The organism is Streptomyces sp. NBC_01431, assembly GCF_036231355.1.
In the GTDB taxonomy this organism is placed as follows: domain Bacteria; phylum Actinomycetota; class Actinomycetes; order Streptomycetales; family Streptomycetaceae; genus Streptomyces.
The window spans coordinates 4614477-4637631 of the sequence record NZ_CP109496.1 but is presented as its reverse complement, the minus strand read 5'-3'; the positions used below and the strand labels follow the sequence as shown (position 1 = coordinate 4637631).

Here is a 23155-nt window from a genome sequence, read left to right as displayed (position 1 = left end):
GCCCCCGGGACGACGGCCGTCAGCGGCGGAGCTATCCGAACACGACCGTCCGGCTCCCGTTCAGCAGGATGCGGTGCTCGGCATGCCACTTGACGGCCCGCGCCAGCGCCTGGCACTCGACGTCCCGGCCGATCGCGACGAGTTGCTCCGGGGTGACGTCGTGCCCGACGCGCTCGACCTCCTGCTCGATGATCGGCCCCTCGTCGAGGTCGGCCGTCACGTAGTGCGCGGTGGCACCGATGAGCTTCACACCGCGGGCGTGCGCCTGGTGGTAGGGCTTGGCGCCCTTGAAGCTCGGCAGGAACGAGTGGTGGATGTTGATGATCCGCCCGCTGAGCTGCTTGCACAGGTCGTCGGAGATCACCTGCATGTAGCGCGCGAGCACGACGAGCTCGACGCGCTCCTCGCGCACCAGGGCGAGCAGTCGCGCCTCGGCGTCCGCCTTCGTGTCCTTGGTGACCGGAATGTGGTGGAAGGGCACGTCGTAGGAGGCGACGAGCTCGGCGAAGTCGGTGTGGTTGGAGACGACCGCCGCGATCTCCACCGGCAGCGCGCCCGACTGGGCGCGGAACAGCAGGTCGTTCAGGCAGTGCCCGAACTTCGACACCATGAGGACGATCCGCATCCGCTCCTCGGGACGGTGGATCTGCCAGTCCATCTGGAAGGCGTCGCCGACGGCCGCGAAGCTGGCGCGCAGCTTGTCGACGTGCATCGGGGCCTCGGCCGAGAAGTGGACCCGCATGAAGAAGAGACCAGTGTCGCGGTCGCCGAACTGCTGACTGTCCTGGATGTTGCAGCCCGTGATGAACAGATAGCTCGATACGGCATGCACGATGCCCTGTTTGTCCGGACAGGAGAGCGTGAGGACATACTGGTCAGTCATCCAGGCAGGATGCCACACCCGGACACCCCCGCAAGGGGCCGCCCAGAATCCGGACCTCAGGCCGACCGGGTCAGGATCCTCAGCACTTCGAGGGAGCGCGGCGGCGCATCGGGGTCCTCCCCGTCGCTCTGCGCGAGCCGCACGTGCGCCTCGCGCGCCGCCTGCACGGCCTCGGGCCAGGCGGGGTGGGCGAGGTAGGCGGAGACCGGGGCGTCGGCGCCGACCTGGTGCATGATGCGCAGCACCCGCAGCACCGCGAGGTCGACGAGTGCGGCCTCGCCCGAATCGCGGAAGATGGTGCCGACGTACTTCTCGGCGGACCAGCTGTCCAGCCAGGTGTCCTCGACCAGCCGGTACACGGCGTCGGTGACGTCCCCGAACCCCTCGCGCCCGGCCAGCCAGGTCTCCTCGTGGAAGACGGGGTCGGAGAGCATGTGCAGCGCGGACCGTACGTTCGTACGCCAGCGCCACCACGGCATGTCATTCAACGGCATGCCGCCCATGGTGGAGGAGCGACGGCCGCGACGGGAAGAGCCTGCTGAACCTTGCTGCACGTTTTCGATCGTACGTTCCCCCTGTTCGCCGCCCGACCGGGCCCCGCAATTCATCTGTACGTCACCCTGCGGTGACCGTCGCACACTTCCCCGTTACCCCTGGGGCGGAAGTGTGTGGGCACATGACCGGTTACGGATGGCGGCGTCCTCGGCTCACTCGGCGCTCGGCCCGGACCCACCGCTCGCTCGGCACGACGGCCACCGTGTTCGCCACATGTTCGGCGGTGGGCGCCGGGCTCCTGACCGGCTGCGGGGTGCTCCCTGGAGTCGCGGGGGGCTCCAGGGAGCCCATCACCGTCATGACCTGGGCCCCCGACGGCACTTCGGCCACCAACGCCCCCGGCATGCCCGCCATGGCGAAGGCGTTCGCCCGCTGGGCCAATGCCAACGGAGGCATCGGCGGCCACGAACTGAACGTCATCACCTGCAACGAGCACAACACCGCGACCGGCGCCTCGGACTGCGCACGCCGCGCCGTGAAGGAGCAGGCGGTCGCCGTCGTCGGCTCGTACAGCCAGTACGGCAGCGCCTTCATGGCCCCGCTCGAAGCGGCCGGCATCCCCTATCTCGGCGGCTACGGCATCTCCGACCAGGAGTTCACCAGCGCGCTCTCCTATCCCGTCAACGGCGGCCAGGCGGCGCTGATCGCGGGCAGCGGCCGGCAACTGGCGCCCGACTGCGAACAGGTTGCACTGGTGCGCCCCGACACCATCTCCGGCGACATCCTGCCGGACCTGCTCGACGCCGGTCTCGACGCCGCCCACCGCAGGCCCGCCGCCGACATCCGCACGGCCGACGACGCCGGCGACTACACCGCGCAGGCCGAGCGGGCGCTCGCGCAGGCCGGGGCGGATCCCGCGCTCGTGAGCCGGATCGGCCGGAAGGCGGCCGCCGAGAAGGCGAAGAAGGGCTGTGTGACGGCCGTGCTCGGCGACCGCACGGAAACGTTCTTCGACTCCTTCCGCCGGGTGCAGAGCGACGACCAGATGGTGCGGGTGGCGTCCGTCATAGGCTCGGTCGGCCAGTCGCTCATCGACCGCACCGGCGGCAAGGACGGCCCCTTCGAGGGCGCGTACGTCACCGGCTGGTATCCGGAGGCCGACGATCCGCGCTGGGACCCGATGAAGAAGGTCATCAGCGAAGAGGCCTTCGGGGACGACTCGATCGACGCGGCGGACGCGGGCGTGCAGACCACCTGGATCGCCTACACGGTCCTGAAGAAGGTCGTCGAGTCCCTCGGTCAGGACAGCGTGCGCCCGCCCGATCTCGTCCGCGCGCTCAACACGGGCGCCGTCGTGAACACCGGCGGCCTCACCCCCGACCTCTGCTGGCGCTTCGAGGACATGCTGGCCGCGCCGGACTTCCCGCGCATCGTCAACCGCCAGGTGACCTTCCAGGTCGTACGCGACGGCCGGCTCGTCTCGCTGCGCAAGGGCTTCACCGATGTGAGCTCGACGCTGGAGGACTCGGCCGCCAACGGCTAGGTGTCGCCACTCAGAGCTGGGTGGCGCCGCGCTTGGTCAGGCTGTACTTCGTGGCGATGGCGTTCCACAGGCCCGAGGCCTCTTGCTTGGCCTTGGTGGCGTCCCCGCTCGCCTTGTCGCCCTGGCCCGCGTCCTTGTTGCGCTTGGCGTGGCCGTCCTTGCAGTTCTTGCCCTTGTCACCGGCCACCGCGTCGGCCCAGGCCGCGTAGTGGTTGTCGGCGGCGGCCGAGGACTGCCAGGCCCTGGTGAGGTCACCGGACAGCTTGTCGTGGGCCGGCAGCTTGTCGAGGGAGAGACCGCCGAGCCGGGTCACCAGGTCGCCGCGCTGCTTGGCGGCGCCGCGCAGGGCCGCGGCCGCCTGGTCGAGCTTGCCGCACGCCCGGATCTCGGCGACCGCGCCGATCACCGCGTCCCGGCTGCTGCCGCTGTCGGCGAGCACCTTGTCGAGCGCCTCGGCCTGCGCCTTGGCGGGGTCGGCGCCCGCGTCCTTGGCTCCGCCGCCGTCACCCGTGGCTGGTGAACTCACGCCCGCGGGCTGCTGGTCGCTCGTCTTGGAGCCGCTGTCGCCGCCGCTGAGCAGCGCACCCGCGCCGAGCCCGATCACCGCGCAGCCGACCACGACGGCGGCGATCAGACCAGCCCGCGACTTGCGCCGGGGCGCCTCGGGCTCGTACCCGGACTGCTGCCCGGGGCCCTCCTGGAACGGGGGCGCGGCCGCGGAGTGCGGCGGCGCCGGGAACTGCTGTGCCGGGGCCTGCGGCGACTGGTAAGGGGCCTGCTGCTGCGGCCGGTTCAGCGGTACGGACGGCTGGAAGCGGGGCAACTGCTGGGTACCGGCGCCCTGTTGCTGCGGATCGTCGGCCCGAAAGAGGCTGTCGAACTCGGCGGGGGGCTGCCGGTCGCCCGGCGCGCCCGGCCGTATCCCGTACGGGGCGTCCTGCGGCGCCGGGGGCACCGGCGGCAGGACCTGGGTCGGGTCGGCGCCGCCGGGAGCCGGTGCGGCGGGGAAGGCGGCCGCCTGCCCGGCGCTCTCCGGCGGCAACGCCCCGGGCCCGCCCACCGGGGCTATGAACTGGGTGGCCTCGGCGTCCCCGCCACCAGCCGGCACGGGAGCGATGTACTGGGTGGCCTCACTGCCCGAATTGCCCGGTCCGCTCGACATCGGCGCTATGTACTGCGTGGCCTCGCTGCCCGCACCCGCGGGCACGGGGGCCAGATACTGGGTGGCCTCGACGCCCTGCCCGGCGGGCAGGGGAGCTATGTACTGGGTGGCCTCGCTACCCGTACCCGCGGGCACGGGGGCCAGATACTGCGTGGCCTCGCTGCCTGAATTGCCCGGTCCGCCCGGCATCGGCGCTATGTACTGGGTCGCCTCCGCGTCCCGGCCGGAGTTCTCGGGCGGGAGGGGTTGCCCGAACGTCTGCGGTCCCTGCGGCTGCGGGGCGTGAGAAGGCGGCTGGGGAGCCTGGGAGGACTGCGGGCCCCACGGGCGGTCCCACGGCTGGGCTCCGCCAGGCGCGGGCAGCGCCTCCCCGGCGCGGGGACCGCTCGTGTCGGCGGGCAGCACGACGCCCTCGTGCGCGGGCCGGACAGCCGGATGCTGCGGCTCGTCACCCTGTCGGCTCTGCGTCACCGGAACTCCTGTACGTGGACCTCGTGGACCTTCTCGATCGTCGGTTCACGCTACCGGGTCCCCCCACGCCCTTGCCAAGCCCTCCCTCGCCGCCCTCTCCACCAGGCACTCAGGCCGCCTGGGCCTCCACGCGCTCGCCGAACTCCCGCACCGCGGGCTCGTTCTCGTACGGCTCCAGGCGCTCCTGGAGGTCTTCGAGATAGTCCACGCCCCGGTTGGAGCGCAGGGTGGACAGGAGCTCCACCGCCCGGGTGCCCGTCGCGCACGCCTCCTCCACCTCGCGCTGCTGGACCTGCGCGGTGGCGAGCAGGACGAGGCCGATGGCGCGCCGCCGGGCCCGCGACTCGGGGTGCCCGGCCAGGGACTCCTCGGCCCGCCGCGCGGCGGCCTCCGCCTGGCCCAAGTCCCGGTGGCAGTGGGCGAGTTCGTCCGCGAGGTAGGCGTGGTCGAAGTGTGCGATCCACGCCGGGTCGTCGCCGGATCCGTCCGGCGCCGCGTCCAGCGCGGCGATCGCACGGGCCGCCACCGCCTGGCAGGTCCGCGCGTCGCCGAGCAGCGCGTGCCCGCGCGCCTCGGCCGCGTAGAACATCGCCTCGGCCCGCGGGGTGACCCGGCCGCGCGCGCCTTCCTGTGCGGCCCGCGCCAGTTGGGCGATCTCGCGCGGGTTGCCGAGCTGGGCGGCGAGGTGGCTCATCGACGCGGCCAGGACGTATCCCCCGTATCCCCGGTCGTCGGCGGCCTGGGCCAGGCGCAGCGCCTGAATGTAGTAGCGCTGGGCCAGGCCGGGCTGGCCGGTGTCGACGGCCATGTATCCCGCCAGTTCGGTGAGCCGGGCCACCGCCGCGAACAACTGCCGCCCCACGGACTCCCGGTAGGACCCGGCGAGCAGCCCGGACACCACACTGTTGAGGTAGTGGACGACGACCGGCCGCACGTGCCCCGCCCCGAACCTGTGGTCCAGCTGTACGAGGGCGTCGGTCATCGCGCGTACGGCCTCGACGTCGGCCGTGCCCACCCGCTGCCCGGCGCTGCGCGCCACCTGGGTGTCGGCCCCGGTGATCAACCAGTCCCGGCTCGGCTCGACCAGGGCCGAGGACGCCACCGTCGAGCCGGACAGGAAGTCCCGGCGCCCCACGTCGCTGCGCCACAGCTCGCAGACCTGCTCGATCGCGCCGAGGACGGTGGGCGAGAACTGCAGGCCCACGCCCGTCGCGAGGTTCTTGCCGTTGGCCATGCCGATCTCGTCGATCGTGACGGTGCGGCCCAGCTTGCGGCCCAGTGCTTCGGCGATGATGCCCGGGGCCCGCCCCCTCGGCTGCTGTCCGCGCAGCCACCTCGCCACGGACGTCTTGTCGTAGCGGAGGTCGAGGCCCCGCTCCGCGCCGACCATGTTCACCCGCCGGGCAAGCCCCGCGTTGGAACATCCGGCTTCCTGGATGAGCGCCTGCAGCCGTTCATTGGGCTGGCGGGCGACTAGAGGCCTGGCTGCCATGAGAACCCCCTGAGACGGCAGTTGATCAGTGAGAGATCACTGCCCTGCGAATATGCAGAGAAACGAGGAGAATCCGGAAAATGGCGTCATTGCCAGCATTCCTGTGAGCTTCCCCGGCATATGGCTACCCTGCCGCCGCCACCCAGCCGCACGCGCGCCCCCGCCCATGCACCCATGCGCCCCATATGCAGGACCGATACCGCTGATCCCGCGCTTCGCACGCCCGTAACCCTCGGTGGTGGCGGGAGTTGAGTCCGTCGTGGAAGAAACCATCACAGGCACCGGCACGGGTACGGCATCCGCACAGATCCCCCAGCAGCGCGGAGAACAGCTCCTGGACAGCGCCGTACGGTACGCGGAGGAGCGGCACTGGGACGTGTTCCCCGGCACCTCGCTGGAGGCGGACGAGGGCGTCGAGCGCTGCTCGTGCGGTGACACCGCGTGCCCGAAACCGGGTGCGCACCCGGCCCGGCCGGACTGGGCGACCCAGGCGACCGGCAGCGGAGTCGCCGCGCGCCGCCTGTGGTCCAAGCAGCTCCGGGCCTCGATCCTGCTTCCCACCGGGCGCACCTTCGACGCCATCGACGTACCGGAGTCGGCCGGGTTCCTCGCGCTCGCCCGCATGGAGCGCATGGAGCTAACGCTCGGCCCGGTCACCTGCACCCCCGACCGCCGCATGCTGTTCTTCGTACTGCCCGGCGCGGGCGCCAAAGTCCCGGACCTGGTACGCAAGTTGGGGTGGACGCCCGCCGCGATCGACCTGGTCACCCGGGGCGAGGGCGACTACGTGGCGGCGCCGCCGACCCGGGTCGGCGGGCACGGGGCGGTGCAGTGGGCGCGCCGCCCCACCCCCGCGAACCGCTGGCTGCCGGACGCCGAGGAACTGATCAGTCCCCTCGCCTACGCCTGTGGCCGCGAGGCGGCGGCGGCAAGGACCCGACGCCCCTAGCGCGCATGCCGCCTTTCACTCCTATGGTGGCTTGGTCAGCACCGTCACGGGGACGAAAGGCACCACCATGCCGGACCAGGCATTCGAAGGAACAGCGGACACGGCGGGCGGAGCGCGTACGGCGCCGGCCGCCGTCCGCGTACAGGGGCTGTGGAAGCGCTTCGGCGAGCAGATCGCGGTCGCGGGGATCGATCTGGAGCTGCCCGCGGGCAAGTTCATCGGGCTCGTCGGCCCGAACGGCGCGGGCAAGACCACCACGCTGTCCATGGTGACGGGGCTGCTCAGGCCCGATCAGGGCACGGTGGAGGTGGCCGGCCACGACGTGTGGCGCGATCCGGTCGCCGTGAAGTCCCGCATCGGCGTGCTGCCGGAGGGGCTGCGCCTCTTCGAGCGGCTCTCGGGCCGTGAACTCCTCGGCTACTCCGGCCGGTTGCGCGGGCTGCCCGGCGCCGAGGTCGACAAACGGGCCGCCCAGCTCCTGGACGTACTCGATCTCGCGGGCGCCCAGCACAAGCTGGTGGTGGACTACTCGACCGGCATGCGCAAGAAGATCGGCCTGGCCGCCGCGCTGCTGCACAACCCCGAAGTCCTCTTTCTGGACGAGCCGTTCGAGGGTGTCGACCCGGTGTCCGCGCAGACCATCCGCGGCGTTCTGGAGCGCTACACCGGCTCCGGCGCGACCGTCGTGTTCTCCAGCCACGTCATGGAGCTCGTCGAGTCGCTGTGCGACTGGGTCGCGGTGATGGCCGCGGGCCGCATCCGCGCGCAGGGCACCCTGGCCGAGGTGCGCGGCGGCGCCGACTCGCTCCAGCACGCCTTCCTCGAACTCGTCGGCGCGGGCGGCCGCAAGGCCGGGGACTCGCTCGACTGGCTCGGCGGCGGCGCCCGATGACCGCGCAGTCCCAGAGCGCCTCCGCGCTGATGCCCGTCTTCGTCCGCCTCAAGCTGTCGCTGCTCAAGAACGGACTGCGCCAGTCCAGCGGCCGGCGGGCCGCCTACATCACCTCCGCGGTCCTGGCCCTGCTGTTCGCGGCGCTGCAACTGCTGGGCCTGATCCTGCTGCGCGGCACCCCCCACGCGAGCACGCTGACCGTACTGATCGTGGCGCTGATGGCGGTCGGCTGGGCGGTCATGCCGCTGTTCTTCCCGAGCGGCGACGAGACCCTCGACCCGACCCGGCTCGTCATGCTGCCGCTGCGCCCGCGCCCCCTGGTCGGCGCGCTGCTGGTGGCCTCCCTGGTGGGGATCGGGCCGCTGTTCACGCTCTGCCTGGTGCTGGGTTCGGCGATCGCCGTCGCACACGGGATCGGCGCCGCCCTGACCGCGGTCCTCGCCGTGCCGCTCGCGCTGCTCGTGTGCCTGGCGCTCGCCCGTGCCGTCGCGGCCGCCAACACCCGGCTGCTCACCTCGCGCAAGGGCCGCGACCTCGCGGTGCTGAGCGGCCTGGTGATCGCGATCGGCTTCCAGTTCGTGAACTTCGGCGCCCGGCGGCTCGGCGACGCCGGCGGGCTCTCGGCGCTCGACCCGGTCGCGAAGGTGGTGCGCTGGCTGCCGCCGGGTGCCGCGATCGGCGCGGTCGACTCGGTGGGCGCGGGCGCGTACGGCCGCGCGGCGGCCCAACTCCTGCTCACCCTGGCCGCGTTGGGGCTGCTCCTGTACGCCTGGCAGGGATCGCTGGTGAAGCTGATGACCACGCCGGACGGCTCCACGCTCGCCGCGTCCGACGCCTCCCGCAAGGAGTCCTCCGGCAAGGGGCTCGCCGCGCTGCTCCCCGAGGGCCGCACCGGCACCGTCATGCTGCGTACGCTGCGCTACGCCTGGCGGGACCCCAAGACCAAGGCGGCGTGGATCACTTCGCTCGCCATCGGTCTGATCGTGCCGGTCTTCAACGCCCTCCAGGGCGCCGGCACCGTCTATTTCGCGTGCTTCGCGACCGGCATGCTCGGCATGCAGATGTACAACCAGTTCGGACAGGACACCTCGGCGTTCTGGATGGTGCTCCTGACCATCTCCTCGACCCGGGACGCCTATCTGGAGCTGCGCGCACGGGCGTTGGCATTGCTCCTTGTGACGCTTCCGTACACGCTGCTCGTGACCGGGGTGACGGCCGCCATGCTCGGCGACTGGCCGAAGCTGCCCGAGGTCATGGGGCTCGCGCTCGCGCTGCTCGGCGCGATGATGGCGACCGGCTCGGTGGCGTCGGCGACGCTGGCGTACTCGATTCCGCAGGACAGCCGCAAGAACGTGGCGCCGGGACAGGGCGGCATCGCGTTCCTGTCGATCCTGGGCGGGATGGTGGTGAGCGCGGTGCTGTGCGCGCCGGTGATCGCGCTGGCGATCTGGCTGCATGTGTCCGGAACCCACGGTGCGCTGTGGCTGCTGCTGCCGCTGGGGGCGGTGTACGGGGTGCTCATCGGCTGGGCGGGGCTGAAGGTGGCGGCGCCCCGCGCGGCGTCCCGGCTGCCGGAGATCCTCACGGCGGTCAGCACGGGGTGAGCGAGCTCGCCCTCACGGCGTGAGCGGTGCGCTCATGGTGTGAGCACCCCGTCGAGGAACGGCTCGATCGCGGTGCGCCAGCCCTCCGGCTGGTCGTAGTGGACGAGGTGGCCGGCGTCGGCCACCTCGGCGTACTGGCCGCGCGGCAGGACCCGGACCATCTCCTGGGCCTCCGCGCGGCCCAGCTCGCCGTCCAGCCCCCGCACCACGAGGGAGGGGCAGTCGACCTGGGCGAGCTCCTCCCAGTGCGCGTCGTACACCCAGGTCTCGCGGGAGGTCAGCATCTGGCGGCGGGAGAACACCGGGCGCCAGCCGTCGGCCCGCTCGGCCATCACCTCGGCGAAGAACTCGCCCCGCGCGGGGCTGGGCCGCTCAACCCAGGGGTCGTCCTCGCCGAACCACTTGCGGACGTCGGCGAGCGTGGCGAACGGCACCGGCCAGGACTTGAACCAGTCGACCCACTCGCGCTGCGAGGCAGCGCCGAGCGCCGAGGCCCGCATGTCGCAGATGACCAGGGCGCGGACCAGGTCGGGACGTTTGGCGGCGAGCTGCCAGGCGGTGAGGGCGCCCATCGAGTGGCCGATGAGGGTGACGGGGGCCAGGCCCAGCTGCTCGACGGCGGCCTCGGCGTCGGCCACGTAGGCCTCGCGGGTGTACGGACCGTCGGCGGGCTTGTCGCTGCGGCCGTGGCCGCGCTGGTCGATGGCGACCGGCCGGTGCTTCTCGGCGAGCCAGCGGGCGGTGGCGGCCCAGTGCGAGGCCCGGCCCATCAGCCCGTGGAGCAATAACACCCCGGGAGCCGGATCGCTCTCCGCGCGGGCCTTGGGCTGCTCCGCGAACTCCCAGGCGGCGAGGCGCACCCCGCCGGTCCCTGTCACATCGATGCGCCGCACCATGTGTCTGGCACCCCCTTCAGCCCCCGACAGCTCCCGAGTGGTCAGTTCCCGGCAGAGTATCGAACCTCTATTCGAAAACTCGCGTCTCTTGCGCAACACCCCTCGTTCGAGTGACCACGCTCAAGGATTGATGCCCTCTGCCGAGGGGAGATCTTCTCCGGGAGGCGGGCCGCTCGGGGAAGACGGTCTGCGGGGGTCGACCCTGGGAGCTCGGGGCTCCGGGTCGACACCGGGGAGGACAGGCCCCGGCGCCGCGAGGCGCCGGGGCCCTGGTCTTTGCGACGAAGGCGAAAGTCCGCAGGCGTACGGGCAGGCCGGGGCGCCGAAGGTGGTGCGAGTGGTCCGAACGGCCTCATGCCGCCGCCCCCCTCCCCTGCCCGCGCCTCTCGGGTCATAAGCCTCAAGCCACAGCCTCGCACGCGATCCGCCCGGCCGCTGCCATTCCAGCCGGAAACCGGCCTTCCCCGCAAGCATCTCCACACCATCACGGACTGGCGCCAACTGCCTTGACAGACAAGGGCGATGACGGAACGTCACCGCCCTTGCCCGGTGCGCGGTCAGCGCTTGGCGACGAAGACGTGCGAGGCGACGTCCGCACCGAGCTCGGCGGCCTCGCCGCTGCTGCCCACCAGCACCCCGCCCGGCGACTGCGTCACGCTGACCACCGAGCCGGGCTGCACGCCCGCCCTGCGCAGCGTGTACATCAGCTGGGCGTCGGTCTGGATCGGCTCACCGATCCGGCGCACGACCACCGTCTTGCCCTCGGGGCCCGGGTCGAGCTCGCCGAGGCTGATGATGCCGTCCTCCAGGAAGGCATCCGCCTCGGCCTTCTCGCCCAGCTCCTCAAGACCCGGGATCGGGTTTCCGTACGGGGACTCGGTCGGGTGGCGGAGCAGCTCCAGGACGCGGCGCTCGACCGCCTCGCTCATCACGTGCTCCCAGCGGCACGCCTCGGCGTGCACCTGCTCCCATTCCAGGCCGATGACGTCGACGAGCAGGCACTCCGCGAGGCGGTGCTTGCGCATGACGCGGGTGGCGAGGCGGCGCCCCTCGTCGGTCAGTTCCAGGTGACGGTCGCCCGCGACCTGCACCAGGCCGTCGCGCTCCATGCGCGCCACCGTCTGGCTCACCGTCGGCCCGCTCTGGTCCAGGCGCTCGGCGATGCGGGCGCGCATGGGGACCACACCCTCCTCCTCAAGCTCGAGGATGGTGCGGAGATACATCTCCGTGGTGTCGATCAGTCCGGACATTCGTGCCCCTCGATGCTCTGACAAAAAACGTCGTACCGCTGGCCCTGACCCAATTCTGACGCATGCCACTGACAACCGTCCCGCGGCGGCCGGGCCCCATCTTGACCGAGCGCCCCCGGCCGCGTATTGACAGGGGAAAGGTCCGGACCGCACCGTGAGCGCGCACGGTCGTTACCCCACCCCGGAAAGGGTCCTCGGCGATGAGCGAGAGCAAGCTGGCCGGTCAGTTCTTCGACGCGGCGATCGGCCTTCTCCAGCGGGTACGGGACGAGGAGGCGCTCAGCATCGCGGCCGCCGGGGCCCTCGTCGCCGACACCGTCGAGGCGGACGGCCGGCTCTTCGCCTTCGGCGCCGGGCACTCCTCCCTCGCCGCCCAGGACGTGGTCTACCGGGCCGGCGGGTTCGCCCTGATGAACCTGCTCGCGGTGCCCGGAGTGGTCGGCGTCGACGTCATGCCCGCCACGCTCGGCTCGGCCCTGGAGCGGGTGGACGGCCTCGCCGGGGCGGTCCTCGATTCCAGCCCCGCCAGGCCTGGTGACGTACTCGTGATCATCTCGCTTTCCGGGCGCAACGCGCTGCCCGTGGAGATGGCGATGAACGCGCGGGCGCTCGGACTCAAGGTCATCGGGGTCACCTCGGTGGCCTACGCCGAAGGGATGAAATCCCGGCACGTCTCGGGGACGTTCCTGCGGGACCACTGCGACGTCGTGCTCGACAGCAAGATCGCGGTGGGGGACGCGGAGCTCTCCCACGAGGGGATCGAGGCGCCGTTCGCTCCCGCGTCCACCGTGGTGACCAGCGCGTTGATGCAGGCGACGATGGCCGCGGCCGTCGAGGCGCTGGTCTCCCGTGGCGTCGAGCCGCCGCTGCTTCGTTCGGGGAACGTGGACGGGGGCCACGAGTGGAACGGGCGCGTGATGAACGAGAACCGGGACCGGATCTTCTTCCGGCACTGAGCCGGGGGCGGGCGCCGGCGCCGACGTACTGAGGCTCCGCCCGGGTCCCCGCCGCTCAGCCGCCCCAGGGGCTGGTCCGGCACTGCTGCGCCAGATCCAGCGCCGCCGCCACCCGTACCGCCACGCTCTCCGCGTACTCCGCGTCCGGGCGCTCGAAGGCCGGGCGGGACGGGCCGCGCAGGAAGGTGAGGACCCCCAGGGTCCTGCCGCGGCTGCGCAGCACCGTGCACAAGGCGTGCGCCGCGTCCGGGGGCCACTGGCGTTCGCGCGCCCAGGGCGCGCCCGCCGCTCCCGCGCTGTCCCGTACGGGGCCGGTCCGGTCCACCGCGAGCAGCGCCGGGTGGCCCGCCGGATAGCGGACCGGGATGCCGCCGCCCGTCACCGGCGCGACTGGGCCCGGCGCGCCGGAGGGGGTGGCCGCGGCCCGCACCAGGCGCTCCCCCACCAACAGGTCCACCAGCGCGTGGTCGGCGAAACCGGCCAGGGCGAAGTCCAGGTGGGAGGTCGCCGCCTCCATCGGGTCCTCGCACTCGGCGGCGGTCCGCGAGGCGCGGTGCAGCTGGTTGGAGCGGAACCGGAGCCGGTCCGCGTCCTGTTCGGCGAGCTTCGCGTCGGTCACGTCCCGGAACAGCCAGCCGACCCCGAGCGGAACCGGTTCCTCCGCGAGCGGTGACGACAGGCGCAGGAAGCCGCTGCGCCAGCAGCGCCGCCGTTCGCCCTCCGCGGTGCGCAGCGTCACCCACAGTTCGGCGGGACTGGTCGGCGTCCCTTCGGCGAGTACGTGGTGGAGGGCGCCCTCCAGTTCCTCGACGCCCTGGACGACCAGGTCGCCCAGCGGCCGTCCGAGCAGGGCCGCCCGCCCGGTGCCGAGCGCGCGGGCCGCGTAGGAATTGACGACGGTGGGCCGCAGGTCCACGTCGACCAGGATCACCCCCCAGGAGCCGTCCTCGGACAGGGCCTCGCTCAGCGCGATGGACCGCTCCAGGTCGATCTGCGCGTGCACCTCGCTGAACGCGCAGTACACCCCGGCCGCGGCGCCGTCCGCTCCCCGCACGCCCGCCGACTGCGTACGGACCAGGACGCGGCTGCCGTCCTTCCTGAGCAGGGCGAACTCGTGCACCTGGCGGCCCGGCGCGGCCATCACCGCCATCAGCCGGCCCTGCACCTCGTCGGCGTCGGCGGCGCGCACCGCCCAGCCCGCGAACCCCCGCCGCCCGACGGCCTCGTCGGCACCCCAGCCGAGGATGCGCTCGGCCTCGCGGTTCCAGTGGGTGACCACGCCCTCGGCGTCGAACGCGCACAGCGCGGCGTCCATCCCGTCGAGCAGCGCGGCGAGGAGGTCCCCGCCGGGTTCCGGGGCAGCCGGGTCCGCGGGCCCGGTACCGGACCCGTCCGGAACCGGCGCACTGGCGGTCTCGCTCCGGGAAGCAGTCATCCTGGACCCCCTGCAGGACGTGGTCGCCGCATCACACGGCTGACGCGCGGACTACGCACGTCGGATCATTCAACTCGAACGTGACGCAGCACACACCTGGTTCCCCGAAATCTCCTGTCCCCTACGGCAGTTACCAGCCGCCGGACGCACCTTCCGCGGGGCGTGCATAGTGGCGTCCATGACATCTCTCGTGCGCCATCTGACGATCGACTGCGCCGACGCCTACCGGCTCGCGACCTTCTGGGCACAGGTCCTGGGCGGCACCCTCGCCGAGGACGACGAGGACGGCGACCCGGAGGCGACCGTCACTGCGGGCGGGGTCTCGCTGCTCTTCATCAAGGTGCCCGACGCCAAGACGGTGAAGAACCGCGTGCACCTCGACCTCCAGCCGCAGGACCGCTCCCGCGACGAGGAGGTCGAGCGCCTCCTGTCGCTCGGCGCCACCCTCGTCGGCGACCACCGCCGCCCGGACGGCACGGGGTGGGCCACGATGGCCGACATCGAGGGCAACGAGTTCTGCGTGGAGCGCAGCGCCGAGGAGCGGGCGCGCATCCGGAATTAATTCGCTTGAGGGCCCCCGGGCGGCCTCCTAGTGTGTGGTGCACACGAGAAGGGAGGTGGTTTGACAGATGTATGCAAACCGGACGCGTGAGGTGACTGCGGGCTAACGGCCTGCCGTCGCACTCTGTGCCGGCCGGCATGTCGTCGGCCGAATTCCCAAGCAGTCACCGACCCGCGGGCTCGCCGGTACGTCCGGCCGGCTCCTCTCCGGAGGAACCCGAGCCCGCGGGTTTCTGCGTTCCGCAGGTTTCTGCGTTCCGCAGGTTTCTGCGTTCCGCAGGTTTCTGCGTTCCGCGGGTTTCGGCGCCCCCGGCCGCTGCCTCCGGGGCACGGCCGCCGTCCGCGTCGCGCACCCGCCGCCCTCAGGGCGCGAGTCGCTCCACGCGCCAGCCGCGCCCGTCCACCACGTACCGCAGCCGGTCGTGGAGCCGGTTCTCGTGGCCCTGCCAGAACTCGACGGCTTCCGGCGCGACCCGGAAGCCGCCCCACCGCTCGGGCACCGGGACCTCGCTGCCCTCGGGGTAGCGGGCCGCCAACTCCTCGTAGCGCGCGGTCAGTTCGGCCCGCGAGGCGATCACCGTCGACTGGGCGCTGGCCCAGGCGCCGAGCTGGGAGCCGTGCGGGCGGGTGCGGAAGTAGGCCTCGGTCTCCTCGCGCGCGACGCGGGACGCGCCGCCCGTGACGATGACCTGGCGGGCCAGCTGGTGCCAGGGGAAGAGCAGGGAGGCCTGCGGGTTCGCCATCAGTTCGGCCGCCTTGCGCGAGGCGTAGTTGGTGAAGAAGACGAACCCGCGCTCGTCGTAGGACTTCAGGAGCACCGTACGGGTGGAGGGGCGGCCGTCCGCGTCGGCGGTGGCGACGACCATCGCGTTGGGCTCGTGCAGCCCGCCGGCCACGGCCTCCTTGAACCAGCGGCCGAACTGCTCCATGGGCGTGGCGGCCAGCTCCTCCTCGGCCAGGAGGGTCGTGCGGTACTGCTCGCGCATCGCTGCGGGGTCCAGGTCGGTCACGGCGACCATCCTGCCGCACCTCGGTCCCCCGCCCGGCGGGGGTGCAGTCTGCCCGCGGCGGCGGGGCACTAACCGTCCGGCGACGAATTGGGGCAGTGTGCCGGATGTCACGCTTCCCCGCGTCGTCGGGACCCGCCAAACTCTCCGCTGGGCCACTGTGGCCTCCATACACACGCGGTGGACCCGCGGTGGGTTTCCACCTGCCGTACGGGGCATCACCGAGGGACCCGGGGCGGCACCGCCCGCCCGCAGCCCGTCGTACCCATCATGAGGAGCCGCCTGATGTCCGACTTCGTACCCGGACTTGAGGGAGTCGTCGCGTTCGAGACGGAGATCGCCGAACCGGACAAGGAGGGCGGCGCCCTTCGCTACCGGGGCGTCGACATCGAGGACCTGGTCGGTCACGTCTCCTTCGGGAACGTGTGGGGACTGCTGGTCGACGGGGCGTTCAACCCCGGCCTGCCGCCGGCCGAGCCGTTCCCGATCCCCGTCCACTCCGGCGACATCCGGGTGGACGTGCAGTCCGCCCTCGCCATGCTGGCGCCCGTGTGGGGGCTCAAGCCGCTCCTGGACATCGACGAGCAGACCGCCCGCGACAACCTCGCGCGGGCCGCCGTCATGGCGCTGTCGTACGTCGCCCAGTCGGCGCGCGGGCAGGGCCTGCCGATGGTGCCGCAGCGGGAGATCGACAAGGCGCAGTCGGTGGTGGAGCGCTTCATGATCCGCTGGCGCGGCGAGCCGGACCCCAAGCACGTCAAGGCGGTGGACGCGTACTGGACGAGCGCCGCCGAACACGGCATGAATGCCTCGACGTTCACCGCCCGCGTCATCGCCTCCACCGGCGCCGACGTGGCGGCCGCGCTGTCCGGCGCGGTCGGCGCGATGTCCGGCCCGCTGCACGGCGGCGCCCCCTCGCGGGTGCTCGGCATGATCGAGGAGATCGAGCGGACCGGCGACGCGACGGCGTACGTGAAACAGGCCCTCGACAACGGCGAGCGCCTGATGGGCTTCGGGCACCGCGTCTACCGCGCCGAGGACCCGCGCGCCCGGGTGCTGCGCCGCACCGCGAAGGAGCTGGGCGCGCCGCGCTTCGAGGTGGCCGAGGCCCTGGAGAAGGCGGCCCTGGACGAGCTGCACGCGCGGCGGCCCGATCGCGTACTGGCGACGAACGTGGAGTTCTGGGCGGCGATCGTGCTGGACTTCGCGGAGGTCCCGGCGCACATGTTCACGTCGATGTTCACCTGCGCGCGCACCGCGGGCTGGTCGGCGCACATCCTGGAGCAGAAGCGCACGGGCCGCCTGGTGCGCCCGTCGGCCCGCTATGTGGGCCCGGGTTCGCGCAACCCGCACGAGATTGAGGGCTACTCAGACATCTCGGACCTCGCGGGCTGACCGGGGCGGCCCGGCGCACTCGCGTGGAGTACCGCGCCCTCGCTCGGCGCGACAGCTCCGCACGGTCGGCCTAGCGTCGGATTGTCAGATCCGTCCACCGAAAAGTGGAGTCGACCGTGAGCATCGTCCGACGCGTCGCCCTTGTGGTCGCGCTATCCGCCGCAGTGATAGTTCCCGCCGCCGCGACCGCACAGGCAGTACCGCGCGTCGCGGCGACTCCGAGCCACCTCGACAAGGACCACGGAGGCGGCTGGCACCACCGATGGCACCACCGCCACGGCCTGCTGGGCCTGGGTCTGGGCATCCTCTGACCGAGGGCCGATCCGTACGGTATGGGCGCGCGCCCGGAACGATGTGTTCCGGGCGCGCGCCCTTGCCACGTACAGAACCGGTCTACGTCAGTCCACCGCGGGAACCAGGTTGAGCACCGGGGCGCCCTGGTCGGTGAGCTGGTGCAGCTGGCCCAGGTCGTTGAGGTGGTTGAGCCCGCTGAGCTGGCTCTTGACGGTGGGGATCTCGGCGCGGTGCTCGGCCGGGATGCCGCTGGTGGCGATGGCGTCGAGCTCGCTCATCGGGCTCACCGGCTTGACCAGGTGGTCGAGCGGCCCGGCGGCGCTCGCCGCCGAGGCGCCGAGACCCGAGAGGCCGGCTGCGACGGCAAGGACTGTGGCGATTCGTCGTGTTGAGATCACGCCTGCACAACGTGGCGCGCCGCGGACGGACACGGCCGCCCCCCGCTCTCACCCGACAGGCCTACCCGGCGGCGCCGGAACAGAGCGCAGCTCCCGCCCGGGGGGAGTAGAACCCCGGGGGGAGCTGCGGTCCGCGGTCCGTGCCGGGACACGGATTCTGTTCCGCGCGGTCCAACGATCCGTGCGGAGAAACGTTCTGCCGGTGCTGCCCCCAGCCCCGGCCACCCCGTCAGAGACCCTGCGGCCAGTCGTAGCCGCTCGGTACGGGCCCGGTGGCGGCGCCCCGGGTGAAGACCAGGGCGATCTCGTCGTGCCCGCGCAGCACGATCGCCCCGGGATTCCCACCGACCTTGCGGCCGTTGACGTACGCCGTCAGACGACTGCCCTTGCCGGCCCGCAGGCCGCCGATCCGGTCCGCGGTGAGCGGCACCCGCCACTCGGCCATGAACTGGCCGAGCGTGAACACCGCCGTGCGCGGCGACTCGACGTGGATCACGCCACTGGTGTCATGGGTGTGCACGGGACTGATGCGGCCGCCCGGCTCGTCGATGCCGATCGAGGCGGGGACGGTGACGGGCCGCCGGTCAACCAGGATGTCCAGGTGGGTGTGGGTGTGCTGCACCACGCCCTCTGCGGTCAGCATCTCCAGCCCGGCCTCGCGCACCGCGGCCGACGGGTCCGCGGGCGCGGGCCACGGCGGCGGACCGCTCTGCTCGCCGCCCAGGTCGCGCGGATCCGGCGCCGCCGCCGCACCCCCGGCCCCGAGCACCGCGACGGCGGCGACGGCGAGCAGAGCGGCGAGGACGTTCCTGGGCGTACGGGGCATGCGGACTCCTGGACGTACGAAGAGGATGGGCCGACGGTACGGGCGCCGCACCGGATCAGCGCGTCAACTGACATCCCTGGAGCGGTAGTTGACCTTCCGTGGCGCCCGCCGGGGTTCAGAGGCTGGCGATGGTGGCGGGGTCGCCCTGGAGCGCGGGCGCGGCCAGGCCGGCCTCCGGCATCACGAGGGAGGGCAGCCCCGGCGAGCGCGGTCGGCTGATCGGGGCACCGATGTCGGCGCCCGGAGTCGTGGCGTGCAGCGGGGAGCTGGGGCTGGCGAGCCGGGCGGTGCCGATCAGGTCCGGGCTCAGCGGGTTGGGCAGCGGCGCACCGATCTCGGTGGCCGGCAGCGCGGAGTCGACCGGGATGGTCGGGACCATGTTCTTCGGCAGAATGTTGCCCTTCACATAGCGCGGGCCCTTCGGCGCCCCCGGAATGGGGAGCGGCACGCCCGAGTCCAGGGTGGGTGCGTCGAACGGAAGGACCGCGTTCAGGCCGTAGAGGGGGACGGTGACCGGAACGGTCGGGGCCGCCACGGCCGGCGCCACCGCCGCCGCGGTCGCCATGCACGCCATGACGCTCGCCAGTCCCGCACGTGAGGTGATTCCCATGGATGTTCTGTTCCTTCCCCGGCCGATTCGGCCGTGTCGCCTGAAGAACGACCCCGGGACCTGGATCACTGCAAAGTTCCCCTGCTTGCAGCAACGCGAAGTCAATACGGGGTGCGCGTATCGACCGGGCGTGCCCTCCGCGCGGCTCGTGCGTTGTAGGCGTTATGAACGTACGTCGATACCTTGCCGCCGCAGCAGCCGGAACCGCGCTCGCCGCCGCCCTGTCCCCTTCCGCGCACGCTCTCGACCTCGGTAACGCCCTGAGCGGTGCGGCCCGGACCACGACCGCCGCGGGCACCCAGGTCAAGCCCGCCGCCGAGACCGTCGTCGGGGACAAGGTGAGCCAGAAGGTGGCCGCCGTGAAGAACGGCGTCAAGGCCGGGACCGAAGCGGTGACGGCCGCCAATGACGCGGTGCGGGCCGGCCGCGCCCTGGTGAGCTGACCGCCCCGGCAGCGCATTCCCCACCCCGATCTCCCCACGGCGGCCAGGACGGTGCGAGCGTGACAGACCCCCGGCACCACCCTGCCCCCGACCTCGCTGACCCGGAGTTCTGGAAGCTTCCTCCGGCAGAGCGCCTGGCGGGCTTCGCCCGATTGCGCGAGCAGCCGCGCCCGGCGTACTTCGTGGAACGCGGGGCCACCGGCCGCCGCCCCGAGCGGGGCTTCTACGCCCTGGTCCGGCACGCCGACGTCCTGAAGGCGAGCCGGCTGCCGCAGGTGTTCGCCAGCGCCCCCGGGGTCACCTCGCCCGAGCCGGCGCGCTGGGTGCGCGCGGTGTTCGGCGACTCGATGGTCAACCTGGACGGCGCCGACCACGCCCGGCTGCGGCGCATCGTCTCGCAGGCCTTCACCCCGCGCCTGCTCGCCGCCACCGAGCTGAGCATCCGCGAGCTGGCGGTACGCATCGTCGACGACATGGTCGCCGAGCGGCCCGGCGAGTTCGTGTCGGCGGTGGCCTCCCGGATGTCGTTCGAGGTCATCTGCGCGATGCTCGGCGTGCCCGACGCCTACCGGCGCAGGATCGCCCGGCAGATCGACCGGGCCTCCGAGCACGCCGGCGTCAGCCGCGGCCTCGGCGCCCGCCTGCGCAGCCCCGGCAAGGGACTGCGCGCCCTGGCCCGCATGCAGCTGACGGTGGCCCGGCTGGGCCGTGAGCGGCGCCGCCACCCGACCGGCGACCTCATCTCGGCGCTGGTGTGCGCCGACCTGGAGGGCCAGGCGCTGAACTACCGCCAGCTCGGCTCGTTCTTCTCACTGCTGCTCGTCGCCGGGGTGGAGACGACGCGCAACGCCATCGCCCACGCCCTGGCGCTGCTGACCGGCCATCCGGACCAACTCGCCCTGCTGGTCTCGGACTTCGAGCGGTACGCGGACGGCGCCGTGGACGAGATCGTGCGCCATTCGACGCCCATCATCCAGTTCCGCCGCACCGTCACCGCCCGCTACACGATGAGCGGCCACACCTTCCTGCCGGGCGACAAGGTGATGCTCCTGTACGCAGCCGCCAATCGCGACGCGTCCGTATTCGACGACCCGGACGCCTTCGACATCACCCGCAGCCCCAATCCGCATCTGGGGTACGGGGGCGGCGGCCCGCATTATTGCCTGGGTGCGCACTTGGCGCGACTGGAGATCAAGGCCATTCTGTGCGAACTGCTGACCCGGCCGCTGGTCCTGCGCACGCTCGGCGCACCCGAACTCGGCACCTCCAATTTCGACCACCGCGTACGCAGGCAGCACTTCGCTTTCGATGTGACCAAGGGCTGAATTCCCGGGCGTCCTCCGGCGCGTACCTTCACCGGGAAAACCGCGTTGTACCGGGCATGAATTCTCGTCACCGCCTCAGGGCCGCCACCGCTACGGCATCGCTCCTGCTCCTGGCCGCTCCGGGGGTCGCGGCCGCCGACGGCACCGCGGGGCAAGGCAGCGTCAGCGCATTCGGGCAGCCCAGGGTCCTGGGGGGCCAGGGGAAGGTCGCCGAGACGCTCACCTCCGGCGTCGCCTCGCTGGGCGGGGCGCTCCAGCGCCGCTGACGGCCCGGTGCGCCGCTCGCCGCCGAGCCGCGCCGACATTCGAGCGGGCCGACCCTGGAGGTCCCCGATGGCTCTGCCGCCCCGGCCCGCGCCGCTCTCGTGGAAGGCCGCGCTGTGTGCGCTGGCCCTGCTGGTCTCGGCGCTGGTCCCGTGGCCCTCGTTCGAGGACCGCGGCCCCGAACCGGTCCCGGCCGTCACCGCTGCGGGGGTGTTCACCGGCTCCGACGAGGCGGGCATCGGCCGGCTCGCGGCGGTGGAGCGGTGGCGGGGCCAGGGGCCGCTGCGCGCGGGGCACACCTATCTGTCGGGCCGCACCTGGAGCGGGATCGAGGGGCCGCCCGGCCTCCTCGGGCCCTGGTCCGACTGGCAACACCGCCGCCTGGACCGGGTGTTCGTCCTCAACGTGCCGATGCTGGACCGCAACGAGGACCACCTGCCCGACGAGGAGGTCCGCGGCCTGCTCCGCCAGGGCGCCCGCGGCGACTTCGACGGCCACTTCCTCCTCCTGGCGAAGCGCCTGGTGAGCCTCCAACTCCCGGACACCGTCGTGGTGTTGGGCTGGGAGATGAACGGCACGACCTACACCCACCGGTGCGGCCCCGACCCCGCCGCCTGGCAGGCGTACTGGCGCCGCGTCGTCGGGGCGATGCGTTCGGTGGCGGGTCAGCGCTTCCGGTTCGACTTCGCGCCGAACCGGGGCCGGGACGCGGTCGCGTGGACCCGCTGCTACCCCGGCGACCGTTTCGTGGACATCATCGGCATGGACGCCTACGACCAGCCCGCGGGCATGTCCTTCCGTACGCAGGTGGAGGAGCCGTACGGGATGCGCGCCCAGGTGGAGTTCGCCGGCCGGCACCGCAAGCCGGTCTCGTACCCGGAGTGGGGACTGTTCAGCAACGGGGACGACGCGGCGTACGTCCGCGGCATGACCGCCTGGTTCCGCAGGCACCGGCCGGTCTACCAGACGCTGACCGACTACTGCCCGCACGGGGTGTGGGAGTGCGGCGGCCATCCCGAGGCGGCGCGGGCCTTTCGCGTGCCGTGAAGAGGCCGTGCGGCGATTGCCCGCCGGGTGCTGGGCTGTCCGGGGGCGCGGGCTGCGCCGGACGGGTTGTCTGTCCCGCGCGGCTCGCGTGGTCGGGCGGCGACAGGGAGGCGGGTCCCAATTATGCGTATCAGCATCTGATCCCCTCCGGATTTCCTGTTGAAGGGTCGCAGGCATGTACAAGTTCTCGGGTCCCGCAGCGCGGGCCGCCATCGTCGCGGGTCTGCTCTCCGCGCTGGGCACGGGCTACACGGCGTACGCCGCGGGCCACCCCGCGTCGGCGGCGCCGCACGGCACGTGCGAGCAGCCCACCCGCTCCGGGGAGGGGATGGGGGACGGCTCGCACGCCGGGCCCGCGCCCGCTCCCCGGCCGCACGCCGCAACGGGCCGCGCCCCGCGTCCCGGCGTGGACATGGGGGGCGATGAGCAGCGGCCGGCCGGCTACGGAAGCACCGAGCAGCAGTACGGCTACGGCGGCGAAACCCCTGGCTCGCCCCCACCGTGCGACACCCCGCCGGAGCACGGCCCCACCTCGTCCGTGAGCCCCACCTGGTCCGCAAGCCCCACCTCGTCGGCGCCGACCGGCACTCCGACGTGGCCCGCGCCGACCCCGTCGACCAGCACGTGGACGCCGCCGACCCAGCCGCCCTCCCAGCAACCGTCCTCGCCCCCGTCCTCGCCCCCGGACACCTGGACGCCGTCGCCCACGCCGACGTACCCGGAGAGCACCCCGCCGAGTACCCCGCCGCCCTGGACGCCCGGCGAGAGCGCGCCGCCGTCCGCGCCGCCGCACCTCGCGCAGACCGGCGCCGGCGCCGACGCCAACGCCTCGCTGCTCGGCGCGCTGAGTGTCGGCGCGGTCGTCACGGGGGCCGCGGCGGTCGCGCTGTCCCGTCGGTCCTCGCGCGGAAAGTAGCCGCGGACTGAAACCGGGCACCAGTGCAGAACCGTTTTGGG

24 protein-coding genes are annotated in these 23155 nt (G+C 72.6%); 13 read left to right on the top strand and 11 right to left on the bottom strand.

All coding sequences use genetic code 11. The features are described 5' to 3' along the window. Window positions 1-31: 31 nt before the first annotated feature. Together purU and OG522_RS21415 are read right to left on the bottom strand one after the other, a co-directional pair. Entirely contained in the window at window positions 32-883 is an 852-nt protein-coding gene (purU, locus tag OG522_RS21420; protein ID WP_329464605.1) for a formyltetrahydrofolate deformylase, read from the bottom strand. A gap of 56 nt (window positions 884-939) precedes the next feature. After that, complete coding sequence (locus OG522_RS21415; protein WP_329467670.1) at window positions 940-1386, bottom strand: SCO4402 family protein; 447 nt, start codon at window positions 1384-1386, stop codon at window positions 940-942. A 173-nt stretch (window positions 1387-1559) separates the two neighbouring features. Between OG522_RS21415 and OG522_RS21410 the strand changes: the two genes are divergently transcribed. After that, window positions 1560-2921 (top strand): ABC transporter substrate-binding protein, encoded by a 1362-nt coding sequence (locus OG522_RS21410; RefSeq protein WP_329464604.1) that lies wholly within the window; start codon window positions 1560-1562, stop codon window positions 2919-2921. 10 nt (window positions 2922-2931) lie between these two features. Here the strand turns inward: OG522_RS21410 and OG522_RS21405 are convergent, their stop codons facing one another. After that, window positions 2932-4554, bottom strand: a complete 1623-nt coding sequence (locus OG522_RS21405) for a hypothetical protein (RefSeq protein WP_329464603.1) — start codon at window positions 4552-4554, stop codon at window positions 2932-2934. A gap of 109 nt (window positions 4555-4663) precedes the next feature. Next, complete coding sequence (locus OG522_RS21400) at window positions 4664-6046, bottom strand: transcriptional regulator (protein WP_329464602.1); 1383 nt, start codon at window positions 6044-6046, stop codon at window positions 4664-4666. A gap of 259 nt (window positions 6047-6305) precedes the next feature. On the opposite strand from OG522_RS21400, the gene OG522_RS21395 reads away from it, so the two are divergent. The 3 genes from OG522_RS21395 to OG522_RS21385 all read left to right on the top strand — a co-directional run bounded on the left by OG522_RS21395 (window position 6306) and on the right by OG522_RS21385 (window position 9491). Further along, window positions 6306-6995 (top strand): bifunctional DNA primase/polymerase, encoded by a 690-nt coding sequence (locus OG522_RS21395; protein ID WP_329464601.1) that lies wholly within the window; start codon window positions 6306-6308, stop codon window positions 6993-6995. Window positions 6996-7062: 67 nt separating this feature from the next. Continuing rightward, window positions 7063-7887: an ABC transporter ATP-binding protein gene (locus tag OG522_RS21390; RefSeq protein WP_329464600.1), complete on the top strand. Its 825-nt coding sequence runs from the start codon at window positions 7063-7065 to the stop codon at window positions 7885-7887. Next, window positions 7884-9491, top strand: a complete 1608-nt coding sequence (locus OG522_RS21385) for a transporter (protein ID WP_329464599.1) — start codon at window positions 7884-7886, stop codon at window positions 9489-9491. The genes OG522_RS21390 and OG522_RS21385 overlap by 4 nt, the downstream gene beginning before the upstream one ends. A 32-nt stretch (window positions 9492-9523) precedes the next feature. On the opposite strand, the gene OG522_RS21380 is transcribed toward OG522_RS21385, so the two are convergent. Further along, window positions 9524-10387, bottom strand: coding sequence for an alpha/beta fold hydrolase (locus OG522_RS21380; protein WP_329464598.1), 864 nt, complete (start codon window positions 10385-10387; stop codon window positions 9524-9526). Between the two features lie 557 nt (window positions 10388-10944). After that, entirely contained in the window at window positions 10945-11637 is a 693-nt protein-coding gene (locus tag OG522_RS21375; protein WP_329464597.1) for a metal-dependent transcriptional regulator, read from the bottom strand. 200 nt (window positions 11638-11837) lie between these two features. On the opposite strand from OG522_RS21375, the gene OG522_RS21370 reads away from it, so the two are divergent. Further along, entirely contained in the window at window positions 11838-12593 is a 756-nt protein-coding gene (locus OG522_RS21370) for an SIS domain-containing protein (RefSeq protein ID WP_329464596.1), read from the top strand. A 55-nt stretch (window positions 12594-12648) separates the two neighbouring features. Here OG522_RS21370 and OG522_RS21365 read toward each other — a convergent pair whose 3' ends face one another. Continuing rightward, the gene (locus OG522_RS21365) at window positions 12649-14028 is read right to left on the bottom strand and encodes a PAS domain-containing protein (RefSeq protein ID WP_443074725.1); all 1380 of its coding nucleotides are present in this window, start codon (window positions 14026-14028) and stop codon (window positions 12649-12651) included. A gap of 178 nt (window positions 14029-14206) precedes the next feature. Here OG522_RS21365 and OG522_RS21360 point away from each other — a divergent pair, with 178 nt between their 5' ends. Further along, the gene (locus OG522_RS21360; protein ID WP_329464595.1) at window positions 14207-14590 is read left to right on the top strand and encodes a VOC family protein; all 384 of its coding nucleotides are present in this window, start codon (window positions 14207-14209) and stop codon (window positions 14588-14590) included. 361 nt (window positions 14591-14951) lie between these two features. Here the strand turns inward: OG522_RS21360 and pdxH are convergent, their stop codons facing one another. Beyond that, on the bottom strand, window positions 14952-15608 hold the full coding sequence (pdxH, locus tag OG522_RS21355; RefSeq protein WP_329464594.1) for a pyridoxamine 5'-phosphate oxidase: 657 nt from the start codon (window positions 15606-15608) through the stop codon (window positions 14952-14954). A 273-nt stretch (window positions 15609-15881) separates the two neighbouring features. On the opposite strand from pdxH, the gene OG522_RS21350 reads away from it, so the two are divergent. Next, complete coding sequence (locus tag OG522_RS21350) at window positions 15882-16991, top strand: citrate synthase 2 (RefSeq protein ID WP_329464593.1); 1110 nt, start codon at window positions 15882-15884, stop codon at window positions 16989-16991. Between the two features lie 116 nt (window positions 16992-17107). Then, complete coding sequence (locus OG522_RS21345) at window positions 17108-17302, top strand: hypothetical protein (RefSeq protein ID WP_329464592.1); 195 nt, start codon at window positions 17108-17110, stop codon at window positions 17300-17302. 87 nt (window positions 17303-17389) lie between these two features. Here OG522_RS21345 and OG522_RS21340 read toward each other — a convergent pair whose 3' ends face one another. From OG522_RS21340 to OG522_RS21330, 3 genes are all read right to left on the bottom strand, one after another. Next, the gene (locus OG522_RS21340) at window positions 17390-17683 is read right to left on the bottom strand and encodes a hypothetical protein (RefSeq protein ID WP_329464591.1); all 294 of its coding nucleotides are present in this window, start codon (window positions 17681-17683) and stop codon (window positions 17390-17392) included. A 229-nt stretch (window positions 17684-17912) separates the two neighbouring features. Further along, on the bottom strand, window positions 17913-18509 hold the full coding sequence (locus tag OG522_RS21335; protein ID WP_329464590.1) for a hypothetical protein: 597 nt from the start codon (window positions 18507-18509) through the stop codon (window positions 17913-17915). Between the two features lie 115 nt (window positions 18510-18624). Further along, window positions 18625-19119 carry a hypothetical protein gene (locus tag OG522_RS21330; protein WP_329464589.1) on the bottom strand — a complete coding sequence of 165 codons (495 nt, stop codon included), beginning with the start codon at window positions 19117-19119 and terminating at the stop codon, window positions 18625-18627. A 164-nt stretch (window positions 19120-19283) separates the two neighbouring features. Here OG522_RS21330 and OG522_RS21325 point away from each other — a divergent pair, with 164 nt between their 5' ends. From OG522_RS21325 to OG522_RS21305, 5 genes are all read left to right on the top strand, one after another. Beyond that, window positions 19284-19562 carry a hypothetical protein gene (locus OG522_RS21325; protein ID WP_329464588.1) on the top strand — a complete coding sequence of 93 codons (279 nt, stop codon included), beginning with the start codon at window positions 19284-19286 and terminating at the stop codon, window positions 19560-19562. Between the two features lie 59 nt (window positions 19563-19621). Further along, window positions 19622-20887 (top strand): cytochrome P450, encoded by a 1266-nt coding sequence (locus tag OG522_RS21320; RefSeq protein ID WP_329464587.1) that lies wholly within the window; start codon window positions 19622-19624, stop codon window positions 20885-20887. Between the two features lie 56 nt (window positions 20888-20943). Next, entirely contained in the window at window positions 20944-21153 is a 210-nt protein-coding gene (locus tag OG522_RS21315) for a hypothetical protein (protein WP_329464586.1), read from the top strand. Between the two features lie 67 nt (window positions 21154-21220). Beyond that, window positions 21221-22198 (top strand): glycoside hydrolase family 26 protein, encoded by a 978-nt coding sequence (locus tag OG522_RS21310; RefSeq protein ID WP_329464585.1) that lies wholly within the window; start codon window positions 21221-21223, stop codon window positions 22196-22198. A 175-nt stretch (window positions 22199-22373) separates the two neighbouring features. Then, window positions 22374-23114: a hypothetical protein gene (locus OG522_RS21305; protein ID WP_329464584.1), complete on the top strand. Its 741-nt coding sequence runs from the start codon at window positions 22374-22376 to the stop codon at window positions 23112-23114. Window positions 23115-23155 lie beyond the last annotated feature (41 nt).

What these genes read in the sequence shown, in the direction of transcription:
- OG522_RS21390 (WP_329464600.1), top strand. Translation starts at nt 7,063, where the DNA reads ATGCCGGACCAGGCATTCGAAGGAACAGCGGACACGGCGGGCGGAGCG.
- OG522_RS21335 (WP_329464590.1), bottom strand. Translation starts at nt 18,509, where the DNA reads ATGCCCCGTACGCCCAGGAACGTCCTCGCCGCTCTGCTCGCCGTCGCC.
- OG522_RS21370 (WP_329464596.1), top strand. Translation starts at nt 11,838, where the DNA reads ATGAGCGAGAGCAAGCTGGCCGGTCAGTTCTTCGACGCGGCGATCGGC.
- OG522_RS21400 (WP_329464602.1), bottom strand. Translation starts at nt 6,046, where the DNA reads ATGGCAGCCAGGCCTCTAGTCGCCCGCCAGCCCAATGAACGGCTGCAG.
- OG522_RS21325 (WP_329464588.1), top strand. Translation starts at nt 19,284, where the DNA reads ATGAACGTACGTCGATACCTTGCCGCCGCAGCAGCCGGAACCGCGCTC.
- OG522_RS21310 (WP_329464585.1), top strand. Translation starts at nt 21,221, where the DNA reads ATGGCTCTGCCGCCCCGGCCCGCGCCGCTCTCGTGGAAGGCCGCGCTG.
- OG522_RS21375 (WP_329464597.1), bottom strand. Translation starts at nt 11,637, where the DNA reads ATGTCCGGACTGATCGACACCACGGAGATGTATCTCCGCACCATCCTC.
- OG522_RS21385 (WP_329464599.1), top strand. Translation starts at nt 7,884, where the DNA reads ATGACCGCGCAGTCCCAGAGCGCCTCCGCGCTGATGCCCGTCTTCGTC.
- OG522_RS21305 (WP_329464584.1), top strand. Translation starts at nt 22,374, where the DNA reads ATGTACAAGTTCTCGGGTCCCGCAGCGCGGGCCGCCATCGTCGCGGGT.
- OG522_RS21380 (WP_329464598.1), bottom strand. Translation starts at nt 10,387, where the DNA reads ATGGTGCGGCGCATCGATGTGACAGGGACCGGCGGGGTGCGCCTCGCC.
- pdxH (WP_329464594.1), bottom strand. Translation starts at nt 15,608, where the DNA reads ATGGTCGCCGTGACCGACCTGGACCCCGCAGCGATGCGCGAGCAGTAC.
- OG522_RS21330 (WP_329464589.1), bottom strand. Translation starts at nt 19,119, where the DNA reads ATGGGAATCACCTCACGTGCGGGACTGGCGAGCGTCATGGCGTGCATG.
- OG522_RS21415 (WP_329467670.1), bottom strand. Translation starts at nt 1,386, where the DNA reads ATGGGCGGCATGCCGTTGAATGACATGCCGTGGTGGCGCTGGCGTACG.
- OG522_RS21315 (WP_329464586.1), top strand. Translation starts at nt 20,944, where the DNA reads ATGAATTCTCGTCACCGCCTCAGGGCCGCCACCGCTACGGCATCGCTC.
- OG522_RS21360 (WP_329464595.1), top strand. Translation starts at nt 14,207, where the DNA reads ATGACATCTCTCGTGCGCCATCTGACGATCGACTGCGCCGACGCCTAC.
- purU (WP_329464605.1), bottom strand. Translation starts at nt 883, where the DNA reads ATGACTGACCAGTATGTCCTCACGCTCTCCTGTCCGGACAAACAGGGC.
- OG522_RS21410 (WP_329464604.1), top strand. Translation starts at nt 1,560, where the DNA reads ATGACCGGTTACGGATGGCGGCGTCCTCGGCTCACTCGGCGCTCGGCC.
- OG522_RS21365 (WP_443074725.1), bottom strand. Translation starts at nt 14,028, where the DNA reads ATGACTGCTTCCCGGAGCGAGACCGCCAGTGCGCCGGTTCCGGACGGG.
- OG522_RS21350 (WP_329464593.1), top strand. Translation starts at nt 15,882, where the DNA reads ATGTCCGACTTCGTACCCGGACTTGAGGGAGTCGTCGCGTTCGAGACG.